Genomic DNA, 17,039 nt, shown 5'->3' with positions numbered 1-17,039 from the left:
AGGGCCGGCCGAAGGTCGGTCGCGCAGCGACGCGTAGCGCCAGCGGAGCGCCCTTGAATCTGAGTGAGGCCGGGCCAAACTCGGGTCGGACGGCCCTCCGCCCCGCCGAAGGCGGGTCCCTCCGGGTTCTCGGCCCGCCCGGCCGTGAGGGCGAGGTCTCCCGCTCCGGGCTCGACGGCCGCGGTCACGACCCGGCCCCCACGGTCTCGGCGCCGTTCAGTGCCGGCGTCGCCGCCTGGTCGAACGCCGAGACGAACGTCGAGATCGCGTCCGGCAACCCCGAGCCGACCGGCGTGGCGACGAACAGCACCAACGCGATCAGGGAGAACGCGACTGCACCGGCGGCCACCCGCGCCTTCGCGCAGATCACCGCACCGGCGACCATGAACAGGATCAGCACCCCGACGCTGCCCATCAGCCCGCCCCGCCCACGATCGTGACGTCCGCGGCCGCGGCCCGGGCGAGCGCTGCGACCTGGTCGTGCCGCCACTGCTCGGTCCAGGAGCCGAGGTCGATGCAGCGCCCGGTCGTGAGGATGTCGGCCACCAGACGCTCCAGGACCGCTCCGGGGACCACGTAGCGCCCACCGATCTTGAGTCCGGGAAAGGTCCCCCGCCGCAGGTGCCGGTACAGCGTCGACTCGTCAAGCCGGAGCATCGCCGCGGTCTCCGCCGCGGTGTAGAAGGCGGGCCTGCTCGCCGTCGCGTCGGCGGCCGGAACCTCCGCCGTCGAGGTCTTCGTCGTATCCACTCGTGCCTCCCCTGTCGTGGCCTGCCAGCCGATCCAGCAGTGCCAGTTTCACGCTCATATTGAGCGTAGATTGATAGTTCGTCAACACGGCTTCGCGCGTGAAGTGCGCGCGGTACCGCGCTCTCGCTACGCTCGCCGCACCTCGACAGGGTGGGAGCGCACGTGAATCAGGACTGGTCCGCCGTGTCGGACGCGATCAAGGTCCGCCTCGACGAGCGAGGCATGACGATGACCGATCTCGCGTCGAAGTCGGGGGTCTCGCTGACGACCGTCCGAGAGCTGGTGCACGTCCTGAACACCCGTCGGCGTCAGCCCAGGACGCTGGTCGCCCTCTCCGTGGCGCTCGGATGGCCTGCCGAGCATCTCGGCACCGTGCTCCGCGGCCGTCGGACCGGCGACGATCCGCGGCACGACGACCCCGTGGACGTTCGCGGGGAACTCCGCGACCTCCGACGCCGGGTCGAGGCCCTCGAACGCGCCGTCGACATGACGTCCTGACCCGTTCATCCCGCTCACCTCCCGGAGCTGCCGCGTCGGTTGTCCTGACAGGAACCAGAGTGGATTTCCGGATTCACCCGCGACAGGGCGCAGTGGGGGGCACACTCGGTCAGACGGCGCACTGATCCGGGGGGTGACCGGCGCGTGGCGAACGAGCGGCTGTCCTCGTTGCTGATCAAGGCGGGTTTCCTCGACCGTGCCGGGACGATCGGCCGGAAGCGGTTCGCCCGCGCCGTCAGCGAGTCCCCGGCCGCGCGGGCCGCCGGCCGGAGCTACTCCCACACCTACGTGAGCCGGTGGATCGCCGGGACGGTCCCTCGTGACGACGCGACGCGGACGGCGATCGCGCAGGCGGTGGGCGCTGCGCTCGGACGCACGGTCGCGCTCGACGAGCTCGGATTCCGTCGGCCGACGACGGCGGACCCGCAGGCAGGTCTCGCCTACCCCGGCTCGGCGGAGGACGGGGTCGTGGCGACCGCGCAACTCCTCGACGCCGATCTTGCGAGCGCGCCCGTGGTGCTTAGTGCACCGACGAACGTCGCGGCCTGGAACGAGGCGTCGGTCTCCTGGCTGGTGGGGTCACAACCACCGGTCGGCGATCGCGCCGAGGGCCCGTCGCGCATCGGGCTGTCCGACGTTCAACGGCTCCGGACGATGCGCGAGACCTTCGACCGTCTGGACAGCACGTTCGGCGGCGCACACGCCCGGAACTCACTGGTGCAGTACCTCCGCACGGAGCTGCCGCTGCTCCTGCGGGCCGCAGGCACCGCAGACGTGCGGCGCGCCCTGTTCGCAGCCGCCGGAGAATCGACACAACTGGCCGCATGGATGGCGTACGACGCCGGGCTCCACGGACTCGCGCAACGCTATTTCATCCAGGCACTCGGACTGGCCGACGCCGGAGAGGATCGTCTGCTCGCAGCGAGCATTCTGGACGCGATGAGTCATCAGGCGAGTTTCCTCGGTCGCTATCGCGAGGCCGCGAACATGGCGCGGGCTGCCCGCCTCGGGACCGACTCGATCGGCATTCCGATCCTCACATCGCATTTCCACATCATGGAGGCCCGGGCGCTGGCGCGGATCGGTGACGCCGACGCGTGCGACCGCGCGATGGGATCGGCGGTACAGCATTTCGAGCGGCACCGGGCCGGGGACGAACCCGCCTGGATCGGCTATTTCGACCAGGCCGAGATCGCAGCGGAGATGGCGCACTGCCACCGAGACCTCGGCCGCGCCGACGTCGCGGTGGAGCACGCGCAGCGGGCGCTCACGTCCGCGTCCGGCGACTACGTCAGGAGCGACTTCTTCGTGGCGATGGTGCTCGCCGACTCCTTGATCGACCGGGGCGATCTCGACGAGGGCTGCAGGGTCGCGGCGGACGCCCTAGAGGTCGGCGAGGGACTCCGGTCGGCACGGTGCAGCAGCTATGTGGATGAGTTCAGGGAACGGCTGGTCCGGCACCGGCGCAGCACGGCGGTGCGGACCTTCGCCGACTCCGCTCAACACTTTCGGCTCTGGCGACCGTCGGAATGACGGTCCGCGTGATCAGTAGGCTCCCCAGTCCGTTCGGGGAGCGCCGTTCCGGATGTCGGAGATGCGACGGCCGGCCTCGCGCGCAGTCGCCTGGGACTCCGTGGCCTTCTTGCTCAGCCACGAGGTCATCGCGATCTCACGCATGTCGGCCAAACACTCGAAACCGGACCACTGAGTGACGTCGTATCCATAGGCACGGACGAAGTCCGCGTACTCGGATCGACTGTGCCAGCCGAGACGCGTCGCGAACAACGCCGTCTGGATCAGATCCCACTCGCGTGGTCCGGTGGCGAAACTGTCGAGGTCGATCAGCACCGGATGTCCGGCGGTGTCGACGAGCACGTTTCCCACATTCGCGTCCCCGTGAATGGCCCCGTACGGCAGTTCGAACGGCAACCGCGGGAATGCCTCGCGCGCCCACTCGATCCGTTCCCGGAGGAAGCAGGCGTCGTCCGGCGCGAGCCCCGGGAAATCGGGCAGGTCGGCCCCGGCCGGCCCGAACGGTTCGATCTCCGGGAGGTCGAGGCCGTCGGGCGTCGGGAGCTGGTGGAGTCGGCGGATGACGGCGGCGACGTCACTGATCGGCGCGTACGTCGTTCCCGGGGCGACGGACTCCCAGAAGGTGACGGCGCAGCCGTCGACCTCGACCGGCTGCTCGACGTCGACCGCGCGGGTCGCCGGGAACCGTTCAGCCGCCAGCCAGCGGGCGACCCGGATCTGCTTCTCCGCGGTGGCGAGCGGTGCCGACGGCGACGCGACCCGCGCGATGAGGTTACCGGCGATCCGGAACACGGCGTTGGAGCCGATCCTGATCAGCTCGACAGGGCCACGCGGCAGGTCCGCCCGGTCGACGGCCTTGGCCAGAACGCGGCGGGCGAGCGGTTCGGTGAACGACGACGGGGCGCCCGTCGCGAGGTCTGCCATGCCGTCGTCTCCGCTTCGGCCGGACCGGATCGGTTCAGCCCAAGCCTACGCAGGCTCGGCGACATCGCCAGCGCTGCGCGGTGGCCTGCGGACCACCGGCATCCGGCCGCCGATCACGCCGGCCGCACCCTCGTCCGCGGCCGTGACCCATGCTGCGTAGTGCCGCAGTGTGGTAGTGCCGTCGCCGTGGCCGAGTCGTCCGGCGACGGTGCGGAGGTCAACACCCGCGGTCAGGAGTTCGGTCGCCGAGTAGTGGCGAAGCTCCTTCAAACCGGTGTCGATGTCGAGCTTGGCGACCAGCCGCGCGTACCGCCGGGTGAGCGACGAGGGGTCGCGGGGGCGGCTCATGTCCGGCGTCGCCGAGAACAGCCATGTCCGGTCGGTCACGGTCAGCCCGAGCAGGGCGAGCCGTTCCGCGCAGTCCGCGCGGTGCTGGCGGAGCAGCTCGACGGTGGGCGGGTCGATCGAGACCCGGCGCATCTGGTGGGTCTTCGTGTCCTTGACGACCATCCCGCCGGGGACCCGGACGTAGTTCTCGTCCAGGCGGACGACGCCCGCAGTCAGGTCGATGTCCTCCCACTGGAGTGCGACGACCTCGCCCCGGCGGGCTCCGAGCACCGCGGACAGCCAGACGTAGAGACCCCACTCCGCAGCCGCGTCCCAGGCCGCCTCGACGATGCGGGCCATCTGCGCGCTCGTCGGCGGGCGCGGCTGCGGCCTCGCCTTCGACGGCGGCCGGACCGACGGCATGGGGTTGAACGCGATCCAGCCCCAGCGCACCGCGGCGCTGCACGACCCGGAGAGGATCGCGTGGATCGACCGCACACTCGACGCCGCGTAGGGCTTGCACACGTGCCGCTTGCAGCCCGCGACCGCGCAGTCGTGCGGGCCCTCGGCCGCGTGCTTCTCGACGAACGGCCGGCCGTTGCACAGCGCTCGGCACCTCCGCAGGCGGCTGTAGAGCGTCTCCAGGCGCTGCGACGCCTCCCGGACGAACAGCACCAGCGGGACGTCACCGAGGTTCGGGAGGATGTACATCCGGATCTGGGACTCGTAGGTCATCCGGGTGGTGGCGTCGATCTCGTGCTGCTGCATCCAGCGTTCGAGCAGCGCTCCGACGGTGGCCTTGGTCCGCGCGACCTTCAGTTCGTCCGCGTCTGAGAGGAGCCGGGTCCGGATCTTCTCGGCCTCGCGGTAGGCGGCCTTCTCGGCGCGGTCGCCGTCGCCCTCGATGTCGACGCTCTCGCACAACACGATCCGCTCGCCGGTCGAGGGATCCTCACCGGCCGACACACGGACCTCGTAGCACCGGGCCCGGCGGCGGATGCTGCCGCGCTGGCGCTTGACGGGGGCGTCGGATCGGCTGGCCACGTGGCGGAAGCTAGCAAGGTTCGTGGACCGGTTCGTGGACCGCGATCAACTTCTACCGGCGAAAAGAGATCCGGCTCTGACCGTTGTCGCTGGTCAAAGCCGGATCTCGTGTGGTGCGCCCGAAGGGATTCGAACCCCTAACCTTCTGATCCGTAGTCAGATGCTCTATCCGTTGAGCTACGGGCGCGTTGCTGTTTCCAGCGTAGCAATCTTCAGTTGTCGGCCGGCGACCGGTGTATCGACCGCCGTGCCGGTGCGGAGGCTCCGGGATTTGAACCCGGGATGGGGGGTTACCCCAAACCGCATTAGCAGTGCGGCGCCATAGACCAGACTAGGCGAAGCCTCCCCGGTGCCTGACGGCCACCAGCGAGGACAACACTACACGCGCGTTCCGATCCTCCCGAACCGGGGTCCCCCTGACCGAGGGACCCCGGTCCGGCGCAGGTCAGGCTCCCGCGAGGGCCACGAACGGGGTCAGCGCGTCCGGGTTCTGCAGCGCGCCGGCCGACACCGCCTTCTCCGGTGCGGTCCCGGAGAGGATCTTCTTCACCGGCACCTCGCACTTCTTGCCGTTCAGGGTGCGCGGCACCGCGTCGACGACGACGAACCGGTCCGGCACGTGCCGCGGCGAGAGCTCCTTGCGCAACAGGGTGCGCAGGGTGGGCTCGACGTCGTCGAGGGTGGTGCCGTCGTCGAGCACCAGGAAGCAGAGCAGGGTGCCCTCCTCGCGGGCGCCGAGCGCGGTGGTGTCGATCACCAGCGAGTCGGCGACGCCCTCCACGTTCTCGACGACGGCGTAGAAGTCCGCGGTGCCCATCCGGACCCCGCCGCGGTTGAGGGTGGAGTCCGAGCGGCCGTAGATCACGTAGGAGCCGCGCGGGGTGCGGCGGACCCAGTCGCCGTGGCGCCAGTTGCCGGGGAAGTCCTCGTAGTAGGACTCGCGCAGCCGGGTGCCGTCCGGGTCGTTCCAGAACATGACCGGCATCGACGGGGTCGGCGTGGTGATGACCAGCTCGCCGACGTCGTCGAGCAGGTCGGTGCCGTCCTCGGCCCAGGACCGGACGTCGGCGCCGAGCGCCGCGCAGGACAGCTCCCCCAGCCAGACCGGCACGGTCGGGGCGCTGGTGAGGAACGCGGCACACACGTCGGTGCCGCCGGAGACCGAGCAGATCTGGATGTGCGCCCCAGCGGCCTCGCCGATCCAGCGGAAGCCGTCGACCGACAGCGGGGCGCCGGTGGAGCCGAGCGCGCGCATCGCGGAGAGGTCGTGGTCCTCGCCGGGACGCAGGCCGGCCTTCATGCAGGACTGCACGTACGGGGCGGAGACGCCGAACAGCGCCACCCGGTGCTTCGCGGCGAGTGCCCACAGCGCGCCGAGGTCGGGGTGGCCGGGGCTGCCGTCGAACATCACGATCGTCGCGCCCACGAGCAGGCCGCCGACCAGGAAGTTCCACATCATCCAGCCGGTGGTGGTGAACCAGAAGAACCGCTCCCCCGGCTCGAGCCCGTGCTGCAGGCGCATCGCCTTGAGGTGCTCGACGACGATCCCGCCGTGCCCGTGCACGATGCCCTTCGGCAGGCCCGTGGTGCCGGAGGAGTAGAGCACCCAGAGCGGGTGGTCGAACGCGACGGCGGTGAACTCCAGCGGGCCGGTCTCTGCGGTGAACTCGGCCCAGGTCGTCGTGCCGTCGAGGGCGGCGTCGGGGTCGAGGTAGGGCACGAGGACGGTCGCGCGCAGCGTGGGCAGCCTGGCCTGCAGGTCGGCGACCTTGTCCCGGACGTCGAAGCCCTTGCCGTTGTAGCGGTATCCGTCGACGGCGACGAGCACGGCGGGCTCGATCTGGGCGAAGCGGTCGTGCACCGCGCGGGCGCCGAAGTCCGGCGAGCACGACGACCAGATCGCCCCGAGGCTCGCCGCGGCCAGGAAGGCGACGAGGGTCTCGACGCTGTTGGGGGCGAGCGCGACGACCCGGTCGCCCCGGCCGACCCCGGCCCGGGCGAGCCCGGCGCGGGCGCGGGCGACCTGGTCGCGCAGCTCGGCGTGGGTGACGGTGCGCTCCAGGCCGTCCTCTCGGACGAACTCGACGGCGACGTCGTCGTCGGCGCGGCCCGGGCCGGGGGTCAGGGCGTGCTCGGCGTAGTTCAGCGTCGCGCCGGGGAACCACTGCGCGCCGGGCATGTCCCGCGAGCCGAGCGTCGCCGTCGGGAGGTCGTGGAACAGCACGCCGCAGTACTCGGCGACGGCCGACCAGAAGCCCTCCAGGTCGGTCACCGACCAGCTGTGCAGCTGCGCGTAGTCGGTGACGTCGGTCAGCGGGGCGCCCCGCTCGTCGCGCGCCCAGGTGGCGAAGCGGACGATCTCGGTGTCGCCGGTCCGCGTCGGGTCCGGGCTCCACAGGAGCTCGGGGACCTCCGGGTCGGTGACGGTCTGCGGTGACGGCACGGGCGACATGACCCGAGCATCCCCGACGGCACCGGCCACGCACCAGTGGTCCGGTCCCACCGGGACGGTCAGGCCGCACCGACGATCGGCGGCGCGAGCCGGGCGAAGCCCTCCTGCCGCTCGTAGGGGAAGTGCGGGTACGGCGCGGGCCGACGGGACACCGCGTCCAGACGGGCCAGCTGGTCGTCGTCGAGGCGCCACCCGACGGCGCCGAGGTTCTGTTCCAGCTGTTCCGGGTCCCGGGCACCGATGATCACCGAGCTGACCGTCGGCCGGGTGGTGAGCCAGTTCAGCGCGATCTGGGGCACCGTCGCGCCGGTCTCGGCGGCGATCGCGTCGAGCACATCGACGACGTCGTGGAGCAGGTCGTCGGGCACCGGCGGGCCCGCCTCGGCGGTGGCGTGCAGGCGGCTGCCCGCAGGCAGCGGGGCGCCCCGGCGGATCCGGCCGGTCAGCCGCCCCCAGCCCAGCGGGCTCCAGACCAGCGCGCCGACCCCCTCCTCGCGGCCCAGCGGCATCAGGTCCCGCTCGTAGTCGCGCCCGACCAGCGAGTAGTAGACCTGGTGGGCGACGGGCCGTGCCCACCCGTGCCGGTCGGCGAGGTCCAGGGCCCGCACGAGCCGTCGCCCGGGGAAGTTGGAGACGCCGGTGTAGCGCACCTTCCCCGCGCGGACCAGCTCGTCGAGGGTGGAGAGGACCTCCTCGGGCGGGGTGCCCGCGTCGTAGGCATGCAGCTGGAACAGGTCGATGTGGTCGGTCCGCAGCCGACGCAGGGCGTCCTCGACGGCCCGGACCAGGCGCGGCCGGGAGGTGCCGGCGTCGTTCGGGCCGGGGCCGGTGGGCAGCCCCGCCTTGGTCGAGATCAGCACCTCGTCGCGGCGGTGCGCGACGGCCGCGCCGAGCACCTCCTCCGAGGCTCCCGCGGAGTAGACGTCCGCGGTGTCGAACAGGGTCACCCCTGCGTCGAGACAGCGGTCGACCATCCGGCGCGCATCGGCGACGTCGACCGATCCCCACGCCCCGAACAGCTCGCCGCTGCCGCCGAAGGTGCCCGCGCCGAGGCTCAGCACCGGGACCTGCAGCCCACTGCGTCCCAACCGTCGGTACTCCATGACCGTCTCCCCCCTAAAGGAACTGTGGTTCCGTTTGAACGTACCACGCCAAACGGGACCCTGGTTCCGTCAAGGGCTAGGGTGGGCGCCGTGGCACCGGAGATGAGCAGACCGGGGGGCCGGACCGCGCGGGTCCGGTCGGCCGTGCTGGCGGCGGCGGGCGACGCCCTGATCGAACTCGGGCCGACCGGGCTGGACCTGGCAGAGCTCGCGCGGCGGGCCGGGGTCGGCAAGACGACGGTCTACCGGCGCTGGGGCAGCGTCGCGGCGGTGCTCGAGGACATGGTGTCGGACATGGTCGAGACCTCCGCACCGCGCGCGGACACCGGCTCCCTCGACGGCGACCTGCTCGCCAACGCCGAGCTCGTCCGCGCCACGCTGGCCGACCCGCGGCAGGGCAGGCTGCTGACCGCGCTGATCTGCGCCGCCGTCGGCGACGCGGGGACGGCGCGGGCGCTGCGCGGCTTCTACGACGCCCGCACCGCCGCCTGGGAGCCGTGCGTCACCGACGCGGTGGCCCGCGGCGAGGTGCCCGACGGCACCGATCCGGCCGCCGTGGTGCGGGCGGTCTCCGCCCCGCTCTACCACCTGCTCCTGACCCGCGGCGCACTCCCGGACGCCGACGACGCGCGGCGGGCCGCCGTCGTCGCCGGGGTGGCCGCGCGGGCCGGGGCGTTCGTCAGCGCAGGTGCGCGTCGAACCAGTTGAGGACCCGCTGCCACGCCTCGGCGGCGGACTCCGGGTCGTCGTCGAAGCGGTAGCCGGTGCTCGGGTAGACGACGACGTCGGTCGCCTTCCCCGAGGACGCGGCGGCGTCGCGCAGGCGGGCGACGGCGTCGGTGTCCGACGCCTCGGAGTAGATGCCCAGCCAGGGGCAGGTCAGCTCCGGCGCGGTCTCCACCAGCGCGGGCAGGCTGGACCACGGCGAGGACTCGATCCCGCTGCCGGCGACGGTGATCGCCGCGCCGAGGGTGCGGTTCGCCGCCACGTGCAACGCGACCGTGCCGCCGAGGTCGAAGCCGAGCACGCCCATCCGGTCGGCCTCGAAGCCCTGGTCGCCGAGCCAGCCGAAGGCGGTGTCGCAGTCGTCCATGACCTGGCGCGGGTCCAGGCTGCCGACGTGCTCGGCCACCGCGGCCTCCGAGCCGTCGGCGAGGTCGCCACCGGCGTCCGCGTCGCGGTAGAGGTGCGGCGCGACGGCCAGCCAGCCGTCCGCGGCGAGCCCGGTGACCAGCAGCCGGATCGAGTCGGTGACCCCGCGCGCCTCCTGCAGCACCACGATCCCGCCGCGGGCGGCACCGTCGGGTTCGGCCACGGTCAGGCGCAGCTCGCCCCCGTCGGTCAGCGGCACGCCCTCGGTCCGGACAGCGGTGGTCGTCATGTCGTCACTCAACCAGAGCACCGGCCCGCGTTTCGACCCCCGACGGATACCGTTGCCGTCATGACGCTCATCCGCCCCGATCTGGACACCCTGCCCGCCTACGTGCCGGGCCGCACCGTCCCCGGGGCGGTCAAGCTCGCCAGCAACGAGGTGGCCGCGCCGCCCGCTCCGGCGGTGCTGGCGGCCGTGGCCCGTGCCGCCGCAGGTGGCAACCGGTATCCGGACCTCGGCGTCGTCGAGCTGACCGGCCGCATCGCCGACCTGTACGACCTCGCGCCGGAGCGGGTCGCGGTCGGCTGCGGCTCGGTGACGCTGTGCCAGCAGCTCGTGCAGATCGGCTGCCTGGGCCCCGGTGACGAGGTGCTGTTCGCCTGGCGTTCGTTCGAGGCGTACCCGATCGTGACCCAGATCGGCGGGGCGGAGATCCGCACCGTCCCGCTGGACGCCGCCTACCGGCACGACCTCGACGCGATGGCCGCCGCCGTCACCGAGCGGACCCGGGTGGTGTTCGTGTGCAGCCCGAACAACCCGACCGGCCCGGCCGTGCACCGCGACGAGTTCGTCCACTTCCTGGGCGCCGTGCCGCCGGACGTGCTGGTGGCGCTCGACGAGGCCTACGCCGAGTTCGTCACCGACCCCGACGCCGTCAGCGGCCGGCCGCTGCTCGACCAGCACCCGAACCTGGTCGTGCTGCGCACCTTCTCCAAGGCCTACCGGCTGGCGGGACTGCGGGTCGGCTACGCCCTGACCTCCACCGAGATCGCGACCGCGCTGCGCAAGGTGGCGCCGCCGTTCGGGGTCAGCTCGATCGCCCAGGCGGGTGCCGTCGCCGCACTGGAGCACCGGGAGGAGATCCTCGCCGACTGCGCCGCCGTCGTCGCGGAGCGGGACCGGGTGGCCGCCGGGCTGCGTGGGTCCGGGTTCACCGTCCCGGAGAGCCAGGCCAACTTCGTGTGGCTGCCGCTCGGGGACCGGACCGCGGCGTTCGCGACGCACTGCGGCGAGCGGAAGGTGATCGTGCGCCCGTTCGCCGACGACGGGGTGCGGGTCACGGTGTCCACGCCGGAGGAGAACGACATGCTCCTCGACGTCGCGTCGTCCTTCGGGCCCTGAGAGCCGGTGCTCAGCCGTCCAGCTGGTAGCCCAGCCCCCGGATGGTCCTGATCCGTTCGGGACCGATCTTGCGCCGCAGGTAGGACACGTAGACCTGCACCAGGTTGGCCGACACCGGTTCGGTCCAGGCCCGCCGGCCCAGGTCGTCGAGCGCGACCGGCTCGCCCGCCCGTTCGGCCAGCGCGAGCAGCAGCGCGTACTCGGTCGGCGACAGCGCGACCCGGCGGCCGTCGACGAAGACCTGTCCGGCGTCGACGTCGACGGACAGGCCGCCGTGGCCGAGCACCGTCGGCGCCGGCAGGCCCGCGGCGGCACGCAGCCGGAGCCGGATCCGGGACGCGAGCTCGTCCGGGACGAACGGCCGGATCAGGAAGTCGTCGCGGTCGCCGCGCAGCATGCCGATCACCCCGGCCCGCCGTTCGCGCGGCACGACGGTGATCACCGGGGTCGGTGGCGACTCGGACTGGACGGCGCCCAGCAGCACCGAGGGTTCGGGGCCGGGCAGCTCCATGTCGAGCACGAGCAGGTCCGCGCCGCGGGAGCGCAGGGTGTCCAGTAGCTCGATGCCGTCGGCGACGACGACGAGATCCACGCCCTCCGCGGCGAGGTCCTGACGCAGCCCGCGGCCGAGCGCGGCGGTGCCCGCCGACGGCGGCAGCGCCAGCAGCACGCAGAGCGCGCGCATCTCGGAACGCGGTGCGGGGATCGGGAGGGACGGCGTGACGGGGGGAGCGTGATCGTTCACAGATCCTGCGGAGGTCGGGGAGCGGGGAGGTCGTGCGGGGAGCACCGGGGAGGCACGGCCACTGTTCCGCGACCGGTAGCCCGTCACAATCGGCTAACGGTGCGACGTACCGTGACCGTGTAGCCCGAATGGGTGCACCTGAGAGCGTGTTTGGAAATGGTGGGTGTGTCGGGATGGTCGACACGGCTGGGGTGCTCCATCGTGGTCGGCATGCAGGAACGACCGCGCCGGTACCCCTCGGACACCAGTGATGCCCAGTGGGTGGTGATCGAGCCGTTGTTACCGCCGCTCGCGCGGCGGGGGCGGCCTGTTGCTCATGCTCGTCGGGACGTGCTGGACGCGATCTTGTATGTCGTGCGGACCGGGTGTGCCTGGCGGGCGTTGCCGGTGGACTTCCCGCCCTGGCAGACCGTCTACTGGTACTTCAACCAGTGGGAACAGCAGAAGGTCACCGAGAAGATCCTCCCGGTCGTGCGGGGGCAGTTACGTATCGCCGAGGGCCGTGATCCGGAGCCGAGTGCGGGGATCATCGATTCCCAGTCGGTCAAGGGCGCCGACACCGTCGGCCAGGACTCCCGCGGCTACGACGCCGGGAAGAAGACAGGCGGACGGAAACGGTTCATCGTGACCGACACCCTCGGTCTGCTGCTGACCACGATGGTGTGCTCGGCCTCGGTACAGGACCGCGACGGCGCCAAGCCGATCCTGCTCAACCTCTACCTGCGCACCAGGGTGCGGTTCGTCTACGCCGACGCCGGCTTCGCCGGGCGACTGCTCGACTGGGCCGCCACGATCCTGCAGACAACGATCGAGATCATCCGCAAGCCACCCGAGCAGCGCGGATTCACCGTCCTCCCACGAAGGTGGGTGGTCGAACGGACCCTGGCCTGGCTCACCGCACACCGACGCCTGGCCCGAGACTACGAACGCCACCCCACCACATCCGAAGCCATGATCCGCTGGGCCGCGATCAACACCATCACCCGCCGCATCGCCCGTGGATACCCCGCCACCCGCCAGCAGAAACACACGACACCCTCAACCCACTAGAATTTCCAAACACGCTCTGAGAGTGCGGTTGCTCTGTTCGGCCCAGCAATACTGCCGAAATGGCGGGATCTTGCTCTTCGGCGCTCTCCGACGACCTGTCGGCGCGGAGACGCAACCACCCTTCTCAGCGAGGGTGTTCACAGTCGGTCACCCTACCTAGAGTCCCCCCTCATGCGACGGAAGAGTTCCGCTGCGGCTGATCAGGTCGACCCCCGCGACCTGATCGCGCGACTCGCCGCCGAGCACAGCTCCCCCTCTGTGCCGTCTCCCCGGGGCAGGCATGCCGCGTCCTCCGCCCCGGCGGACGACACGGCCCGATCGGCCGTACCCGCGGCCACCCAGCTCATGGACCGGGTGAGCGCCTCCGGGCGGCACCGCGTCCTCGACGACGACGACCGCGACGCCCGCTCCGGCTCCGACCCCGACGACACCGGTGCCGCCGTCACGGCGGACTCCCCCACCGGTGCCGCGGCGACGGATGCCGGGCGGATCACCTGGGCCGACACGGCCGACCCCGGCCCGTGGGCACCACGCAGCCGCACGACCGGCACCGGGTCCCACGCGGTCACCGGAACCGGGGCGCACACCGTCACCGGGACCGGGCCGCACGCGGTCACCGGGACCGGGGCGCACGGTGCCACCGGGGACACCGCGGTGGCCGGGGACGCGACGGTCACCGGGACGGGCGCGCACGCCGTGCCCGCCACCCGGACGCCGGGCCGTCGCGCACGGCGGGTCGGGTCGTCGTCGGCGGCGGGGCTGTCCGGCGTGGAGCTGTTCGGCGGGGCTCCCTCCCCGTCGACCTCCCCCGTGCCCGACGGGCCCGAGACCCTGCAGGCCGAGGTGCCCGCGCCGCGCACCGAGGTCGACGGCGGGGTCATCGCCGGGCTGCACGAGCCGGACGGCTCCGGTTCGCTGTCGGGGACGGGCTCGGTCGTCGCGATCGACCGCGCCCGTCCCACCCGCTCCCGCATCCGCCGGTTCGCCCCGCTGGGCGTCGGCGCCGCCGCGGTGCTCGCCGCGACGATGGTGCTGACGCTGCTGCAGCCCGGTACCGAGGACCCGTCGCTGTCCGCGGCGATGGTCAACGACTCGTCGCGCCGGTCGGCGTCGGACACCACGCTGTCGGCCGGGCCGGTGCTGGCCAACGGGGGCGGCTCCGCACTCGGCGACGCCGCGCAGGGCGCGTCCGGCCAGATCGGTCAGGCACTGGCCGCGCAGGAGGCCGCCGAGCGTCGTGCCGAACAGCGCCGTCGCGAGGCCGCCGAACGGGCACGGGCCGCCGCGAACTCCGGCGGGTCCGGTGGTGCCCCCGCCGGTCCGATCGGCGGCGCCGTCCAGGTCGCCGGCGACGGCATCCAGGCCGCGCTGAAGATGGGCTGGCAGGCCATCGGCGGCGACGAGTTCCTCGGGTCCACCCTCGGGAGCAACTGGTCGCCCTACAACGGCGAAGGCCACGACGGCCAGGGCAAGCGCACCTCCGACGCGATCTCGGTGGAGAACGGCAACCTGGTCATCCGCGGCGACTCGCAGGGCAACACCGGCGGCATGGCCTGGGGCACCCCGCAGAAGTACGGCAAGTGGGAGATGCGCGCCCAGTTCCCCAAGGGCGACAAGCAGTACCACCCCGTGCTGCTGCTGTGGCCGAGCGAGGTCTCCTGGCCGGAGGGCGGCGAGATCGACTTCGCCGAGACCACCAGCGCCAGCGACGACGTGTCCTTCTTCCTGCACTACGGCAGCTCGAACTCGCAGAAGGACGCCAAGAAGCAGATCGACATCACCCAGTGGCACAACTACGCCGTGGAGTGGACCCCGGACGCGATCGTCGGCTACATCGACGGCGTCGAGTGGTTCCGCTCCGAGGACCCGAGCACGTTCCCCCCGGGTCCGATGCACGCCACGATCCAGCTCGACTACTTCCCCGACGGCGGCTCGCCGGAGCCGTCGGAGATGCGCGTCGCCTGGATGCGTCAGTACAAGTAGCGCTCCCCACCCGACCGCCCGCCGCCCGGCGCTCCCCACCGGACGGCGGGCGGTCGTGTGTACCGGGTCAGCCGGCCAGGCCGCGGCGCGCCAGCAGCGGCGCGATCTCCGGGTCGCGGCCGCGGAACGAGCGGTAGGCCTCCATCGCGTCGACGGCGCCGCCGCGCGACAACACCTCGCGACGGAACCGGTCGCCGTTCTCCCGGCGCAGTCCGCCGTGCTCGCCGAACCAGGCGACGGTGTCGGCGTCGAGCACCTCGGCCCAGATGTAGGAGTAGTACGCCGCCGCGTACCCGCTGCCGCCGAACACGTGGTTGAAGTACGTGCTGCGGTAGCGCGGCGGGACCAGCGGGTGCGCGGCCCCGGCCGCCTCCAGCGCCTGCTGCTCGAACGCGAGCACGTCGGTGATCCCGGCGGCCTCGGCCGGGGACAGCCGGTGCCACGCCTGGTCCAGCAGCGACGCGGCCAGGTACTCCGTCGTCGCGAAGCCCTCGCCGTACCCGCGCGCGGCCTGCGACGCGGCCAGCAGCTCGTCGGGCAGCGGCTCGCCGGTCACGTGGTGACGGGCGAACGAGGTGAGGACCTGCGGGTCCTCCAGCCACATCTCGTTCACCTGGCTGGGGAACTCGACGAAGTCGCGCGGCACCGAGGTCCCGGAGAACGTCGGGTACTCCACCTCCGAGAACAGCCCGTGCAGGGCGTGCCCGAACTCGTGGAACAGGGTGCGGACCTCGTCGAGGGTGAGCAGCGCGGGCTCCCCGGCCGGGGGCTTGTTCAGGTTCAGCGTGTTCAGCACCACCGGCCGCGTCCCGAGCAGCGACGACTGGTCGACCAGCGAGTTCATCCACGCACCGCCCCGCTTCGACGGCCGCGACCACAGGTCGGCGCCGAACAGCCCGAGCGGCTCGCCGTCGCTGTCGGCGTCGAGGTTCGTTCCGCCTGCGCTGCTCTCCCGGACCTCCCACCACCGCACGTCCGGGTGGTAGGCGGGCAGGTCGGTGCGCTCGGTGAAGGAGATCCCGTACAGCTCGGACGCGGCGCGGAACACGCCGTCGGTGAGCACCCGGTCGAGCTCCAGGTACGGGCGCAGCGCCGCGTCGTCGACGGCGTAACGCTCGCGGCGCACCCGCTCCGCCTCGAACGCCCAGTCCCACGGCTCCAGGTCGCCCTCGACGCCGCCGGCAAGCTCCGCGGCCTCCCTTTCGGCGTTGGCGACCGCCGCGGGGACCAGCGACTCCAGCATCGCGACCGCGGCCTCCGCGGTCCCCGCGGTGGCGTCGTCGATCACGTACGACGCGTGGTCGGGGTACCCGAGCAACGCGGCCCGCTCGGCGCGCAGCCGCACGATCGCCAGCACGATGTCGCGGGTGTCGTGCTCCCCGGCCTGCCCGCGGGTCGTCGAGGCGCGGAACAGCTCCTCGCGCAGCGACCGGTCGGTCAATACCGCGAGCGCGGGCTGCGCGGTCGGCAGGACCAGGGTGATCAGCCAGCCGTCGTCGTGGCCGCGTTCGGCCGCGGCGGACGCGGCGGCGGCGATGGCGTCCTCGGACAGGCCGTCGAGCCGGGACCGGTCGGTGACGTGCACGGCCGCGGCGTTCGCCCCCGCCAGCAGCGCCGCACCGAACCGGGTGGTCAGCCCGGACAGCTCCGCGTTCAGCTCGCGCAGCCGAGCCTGCTCGTCGGGGCCGAGCCGGGCCCCGGCGCGCACCATGTCACGGTGGTGGCGCTCCAGCAGCCGCAACGACTCGGCGTCGAGACCGAGGTCGTGACGACGGGCGTGCAGCGCGTCGATCCGGGCGAACAGCCCCGGGTCCAGCGCGATCGCGTCGGCGTGCGCGGCCAGCATCCGCGCGACGTGGGCCTCGATCTCGCGCACCGCGGGCGAGGAGTCCGCCGAGACCCGCGTGTAGAACAGCCGCGCCACCCGGTCCAGCGTGGCGCCGGAGCGCTCCAGGGCGACGATCGTGTCGTCGAAGGTGGGCTCGCCCTCCCCCGCGACGATCGCCGCCACCTCCGCGCGCTGCTCGGCCGTCCCGGCCTCGAACGCGGGCAGGTAGTGCTCGTCGGTGATCCGGGAGGTGTCGGGCAGACCCCACGGCAGCGCGCTCGGGGCGAGGAACGGATTGCTCATGGGCC

At 72.5% G+C, this 17,039-nt stretch carries 14 protein-coding genes, 2 tRNA genes and 1 pseudogene; 6 read left to right on the top strand and 11 right to left on the bottom strand.

Annotated features, from left to right (window positions below; all coding sequences use genetic code 11):
• Positions 1 to 184: 184 nt before the first annotated feature.
• Entirely contained in the window at positions 185 to 415 is a 231-nt protein-coding gene (locus KPL57_RS11440) for a hypothetical protein (RefSeq protein WP_226351576.1), read from the bottom strand.
• Entirely contained in the window at positions 415 to 750 is a 336-nt protein-coding gene (locus KPL57_RS11435) for a helix-turn-helix domain-containing protein (RefSeq protein WP_226351575.1), read from the bottom strand. Before KPL57_RS11435 ends, KPL57_RS11440 begins: the two co-directional genes overlap by 1 nt.
• Positions 751 to 912: 162 nt before the next feature.
• On the opposite strand from KPL57_RS11435, the gene KPL57_RS11430 reads away from it, so the two are divergent.
• Both KPL57_RS11430 and KPL57_RS11425 read left to right on the top strand, forming a co-directional pair.
• Positions 913 to 1,248, top strand: a complete 336-nt coding sequence (locus KPL57_RS11430; protein ID WP_226351574.1) for a helix-turn-helix transcriptional regulator — start codon at positions 913 to 915, stop codon at positions 1,246 to 1,248.
• A gap of 144 nt (positions 1,249 to 1,392) precedes the next feature.
• Positions 1,393 to 2,781: an XRE family transcriptional regulator gene (locus KPL57_RS11425; protein ID WP_226351573.1), complete on the top strand. Its 1,389-nt coding sequence runs from the start codon at positions 1,393 to 1,395 to the stop codon at positions 2,779 to 2,781.
• Between the two features lie 12 nt (positions 2,782 to 2,793).
• On the opposite strand, the gene KPL57_RS11420 is transcribed toward KPL57_RS11425, so the two are convergent.
• The 6 genes from KPL57_RS11420 to KPL57_RS11395 form a co-directional block, all read right to left on the bottom strand.
• Entirely contained in the window at positions 2,794 to 3,705 is a 912-nt protein-coding gene (locus KPL57_RS11420) for an aminoglycoside phosphotransferase family protein (RefSeq protein WP_226351572.1), read from the bottom strand.
• 45 nt (positions 3,706 to 3,750) lie between these two features.
• Positions 3,751 to 5,076 carry a tyrosine recombinase XerC gene (gene xerC / locus KPL57_RS69585; RefSeq protein WP_226351571.1) on the bottom strand — a complete coding sequence of 442 codons (1,326 nt, stop codon included), beginning with the start codon at positions 5,074 to 5,076 and terminating at the stop codon, positions 3,751 to 3,753.
• 111 nt (positions 5,077 to 5,187) lie between these two features.
• Positions 5,188 to 5,263 (bottom strand) — tRNA-Arg (locus KPL57_RS11410).
• 69 nt (positions 5,264 to 5,332) lie between these two features.
• Positions 5,333 to 5,422, bottom strand: a tRNA-Ser gene (locus KPL57_RS11405).
• 99 nt (positions 5,423 to 5,521) lie between these two features.
• Positions 5,522 to 7,528, bottom strand: a complete 2,007-nt coding sequence (locus tag KPL57_RS11400) for an acetoacetate--CoA ligase (protein ID WP_226351570.1) — start codon at positions 7,526 to 7,528, stop codon at positions 5,522 to 5,524.
• 59 nt (positions 7,529 to 7,587) lie between these two features.
• A complete protein-coding gene (locus KPL57_RS11395; protein WP_226351569.1) occupies positions 7,588 to 8,631 on the bottom strand; it encodes an aldo/keto reductase in 1,044 nt (347 codons plus the stop codon).
• A gap of 90 nt (positions 8,632 to 8,721) precedes the next feature.
• Between KPL57_RS11395 and KPL57_RS11390 the strand changes: the two genes are divergently transcribed.
• Positions 8,722 to 9,339 (top strand): TetR/AcrR family transcriptional regulator, encoded by a 618-nt coding sequence (locus KPL57_RS11390; RefSeq protein ID WP_212567615.1) that lies wholly within the window; start codon positions 8,722 to 8,724, stop codon positions 9,337 to 9,339.
• Here the strand turns inward: KPL57_RS11390 and KPL57_RS11385 are convergent.
• Positions 9,311 to 10,012: a dienelactone hydrolase family protein gene (locus KPL57_RS11385; RefSeq protein WP_075309056.1), complete on the bottom strand. Its 702-nt coding sequence runs from the start codon at positions 10,010 to 10,012 to the stop codon at positions 9,311 to 9,313. The two genes, KPL57_RS11390 and KPL57_RS11385, sit on opposite strands and share 29 nt — an antisense overlap.
• 60 nt (positions 10,013 to 10,072) lie before the next feature.
• Between KPL57_RS11385 and hisC the strand changes: the two genes are divergently transcribed.
• Positions 10,073 to 11,125 (top strand): histidinol-phosphate transaminase, encoded by a 1,053-nt coding sequence (hisC, locus tag KPL57_RS11380; RefSeq protein WP_226351568.1) that lies wholly within the window; start codon positions 10,073 to 10,075, stop codon positions 11,123 to 11,125.
• A 10-nt stretch (positions 11,126 to 11,135) separates the two neighbouring features.
• Here hisC and KPL57_RS11375 read toward each other — a convergent pair whose 3' ends face one another.
• The gene (locus KPL57_RS11375) at positions 11,136 to 11,810 is read right to left on the bottom strand and encodes a response regulator transcription factor (RefSeq protein ID WP_020621680.1); all 675 of its coding nucleotides are present in this window, start codon (positions 11,808 to 11,810) and stop codon (positions 11,136 to 11,138) included.
• A 216-nt stretch (positions 11,811 to 12,026) separates the two neighbouring features.
• Here KPL57_RS11375 and KPL57_RS11370 point away from each other — a divergent pair.
• Positions 12,027 to 12,936: pseudogene (locus tag KPL57_RS11370) on the top strand (IS5 family transposase); the annotation flags it as partial.
• A gap of 338 nt (positions 12,937 to 13,274) precedes the next feature.
• Positions 13,275 to 14,903 carry a glycoside hydrolase family 16 protein gene (locus KPL57_RS69580; RefSeq protein ID WP_226351567.1) on the top strand — a complete coding sequence of 543 codons (1,629 nt, stop codon included), beginning with the start codon at positions 13,275 to 13,277 and terminating at the stop codon, positions 14,901 to 14,903.
• A 67-nt stretch (positions 14,904 to 14,970) separates the two neighbouring features.
• Here the strand turns inward: KPL57_RS69580 and KPL57_RS11360 are convergent, their stop codons facing one another.
• Positions 14,971 to 17,034, bottom strand: coding sequence for a M3 family metallopeptidase (locus KPL57_RS11360; RefSeq protein ID WP_226351566.1), 2,064 nt, complete (start codon positions 17,032 to 17,034; stop codon positions 14,971 to 14,973).
• Positions 17,035 to 17,039 lie beyond the last annotated feature (5 nt).

It is taken from the genome of Pseudonocardia sp. ICBG601, assembly GCF_020496245.1.
This window is presented reverse-complemented; position numbering and strand designations above follow the sequence as displayed.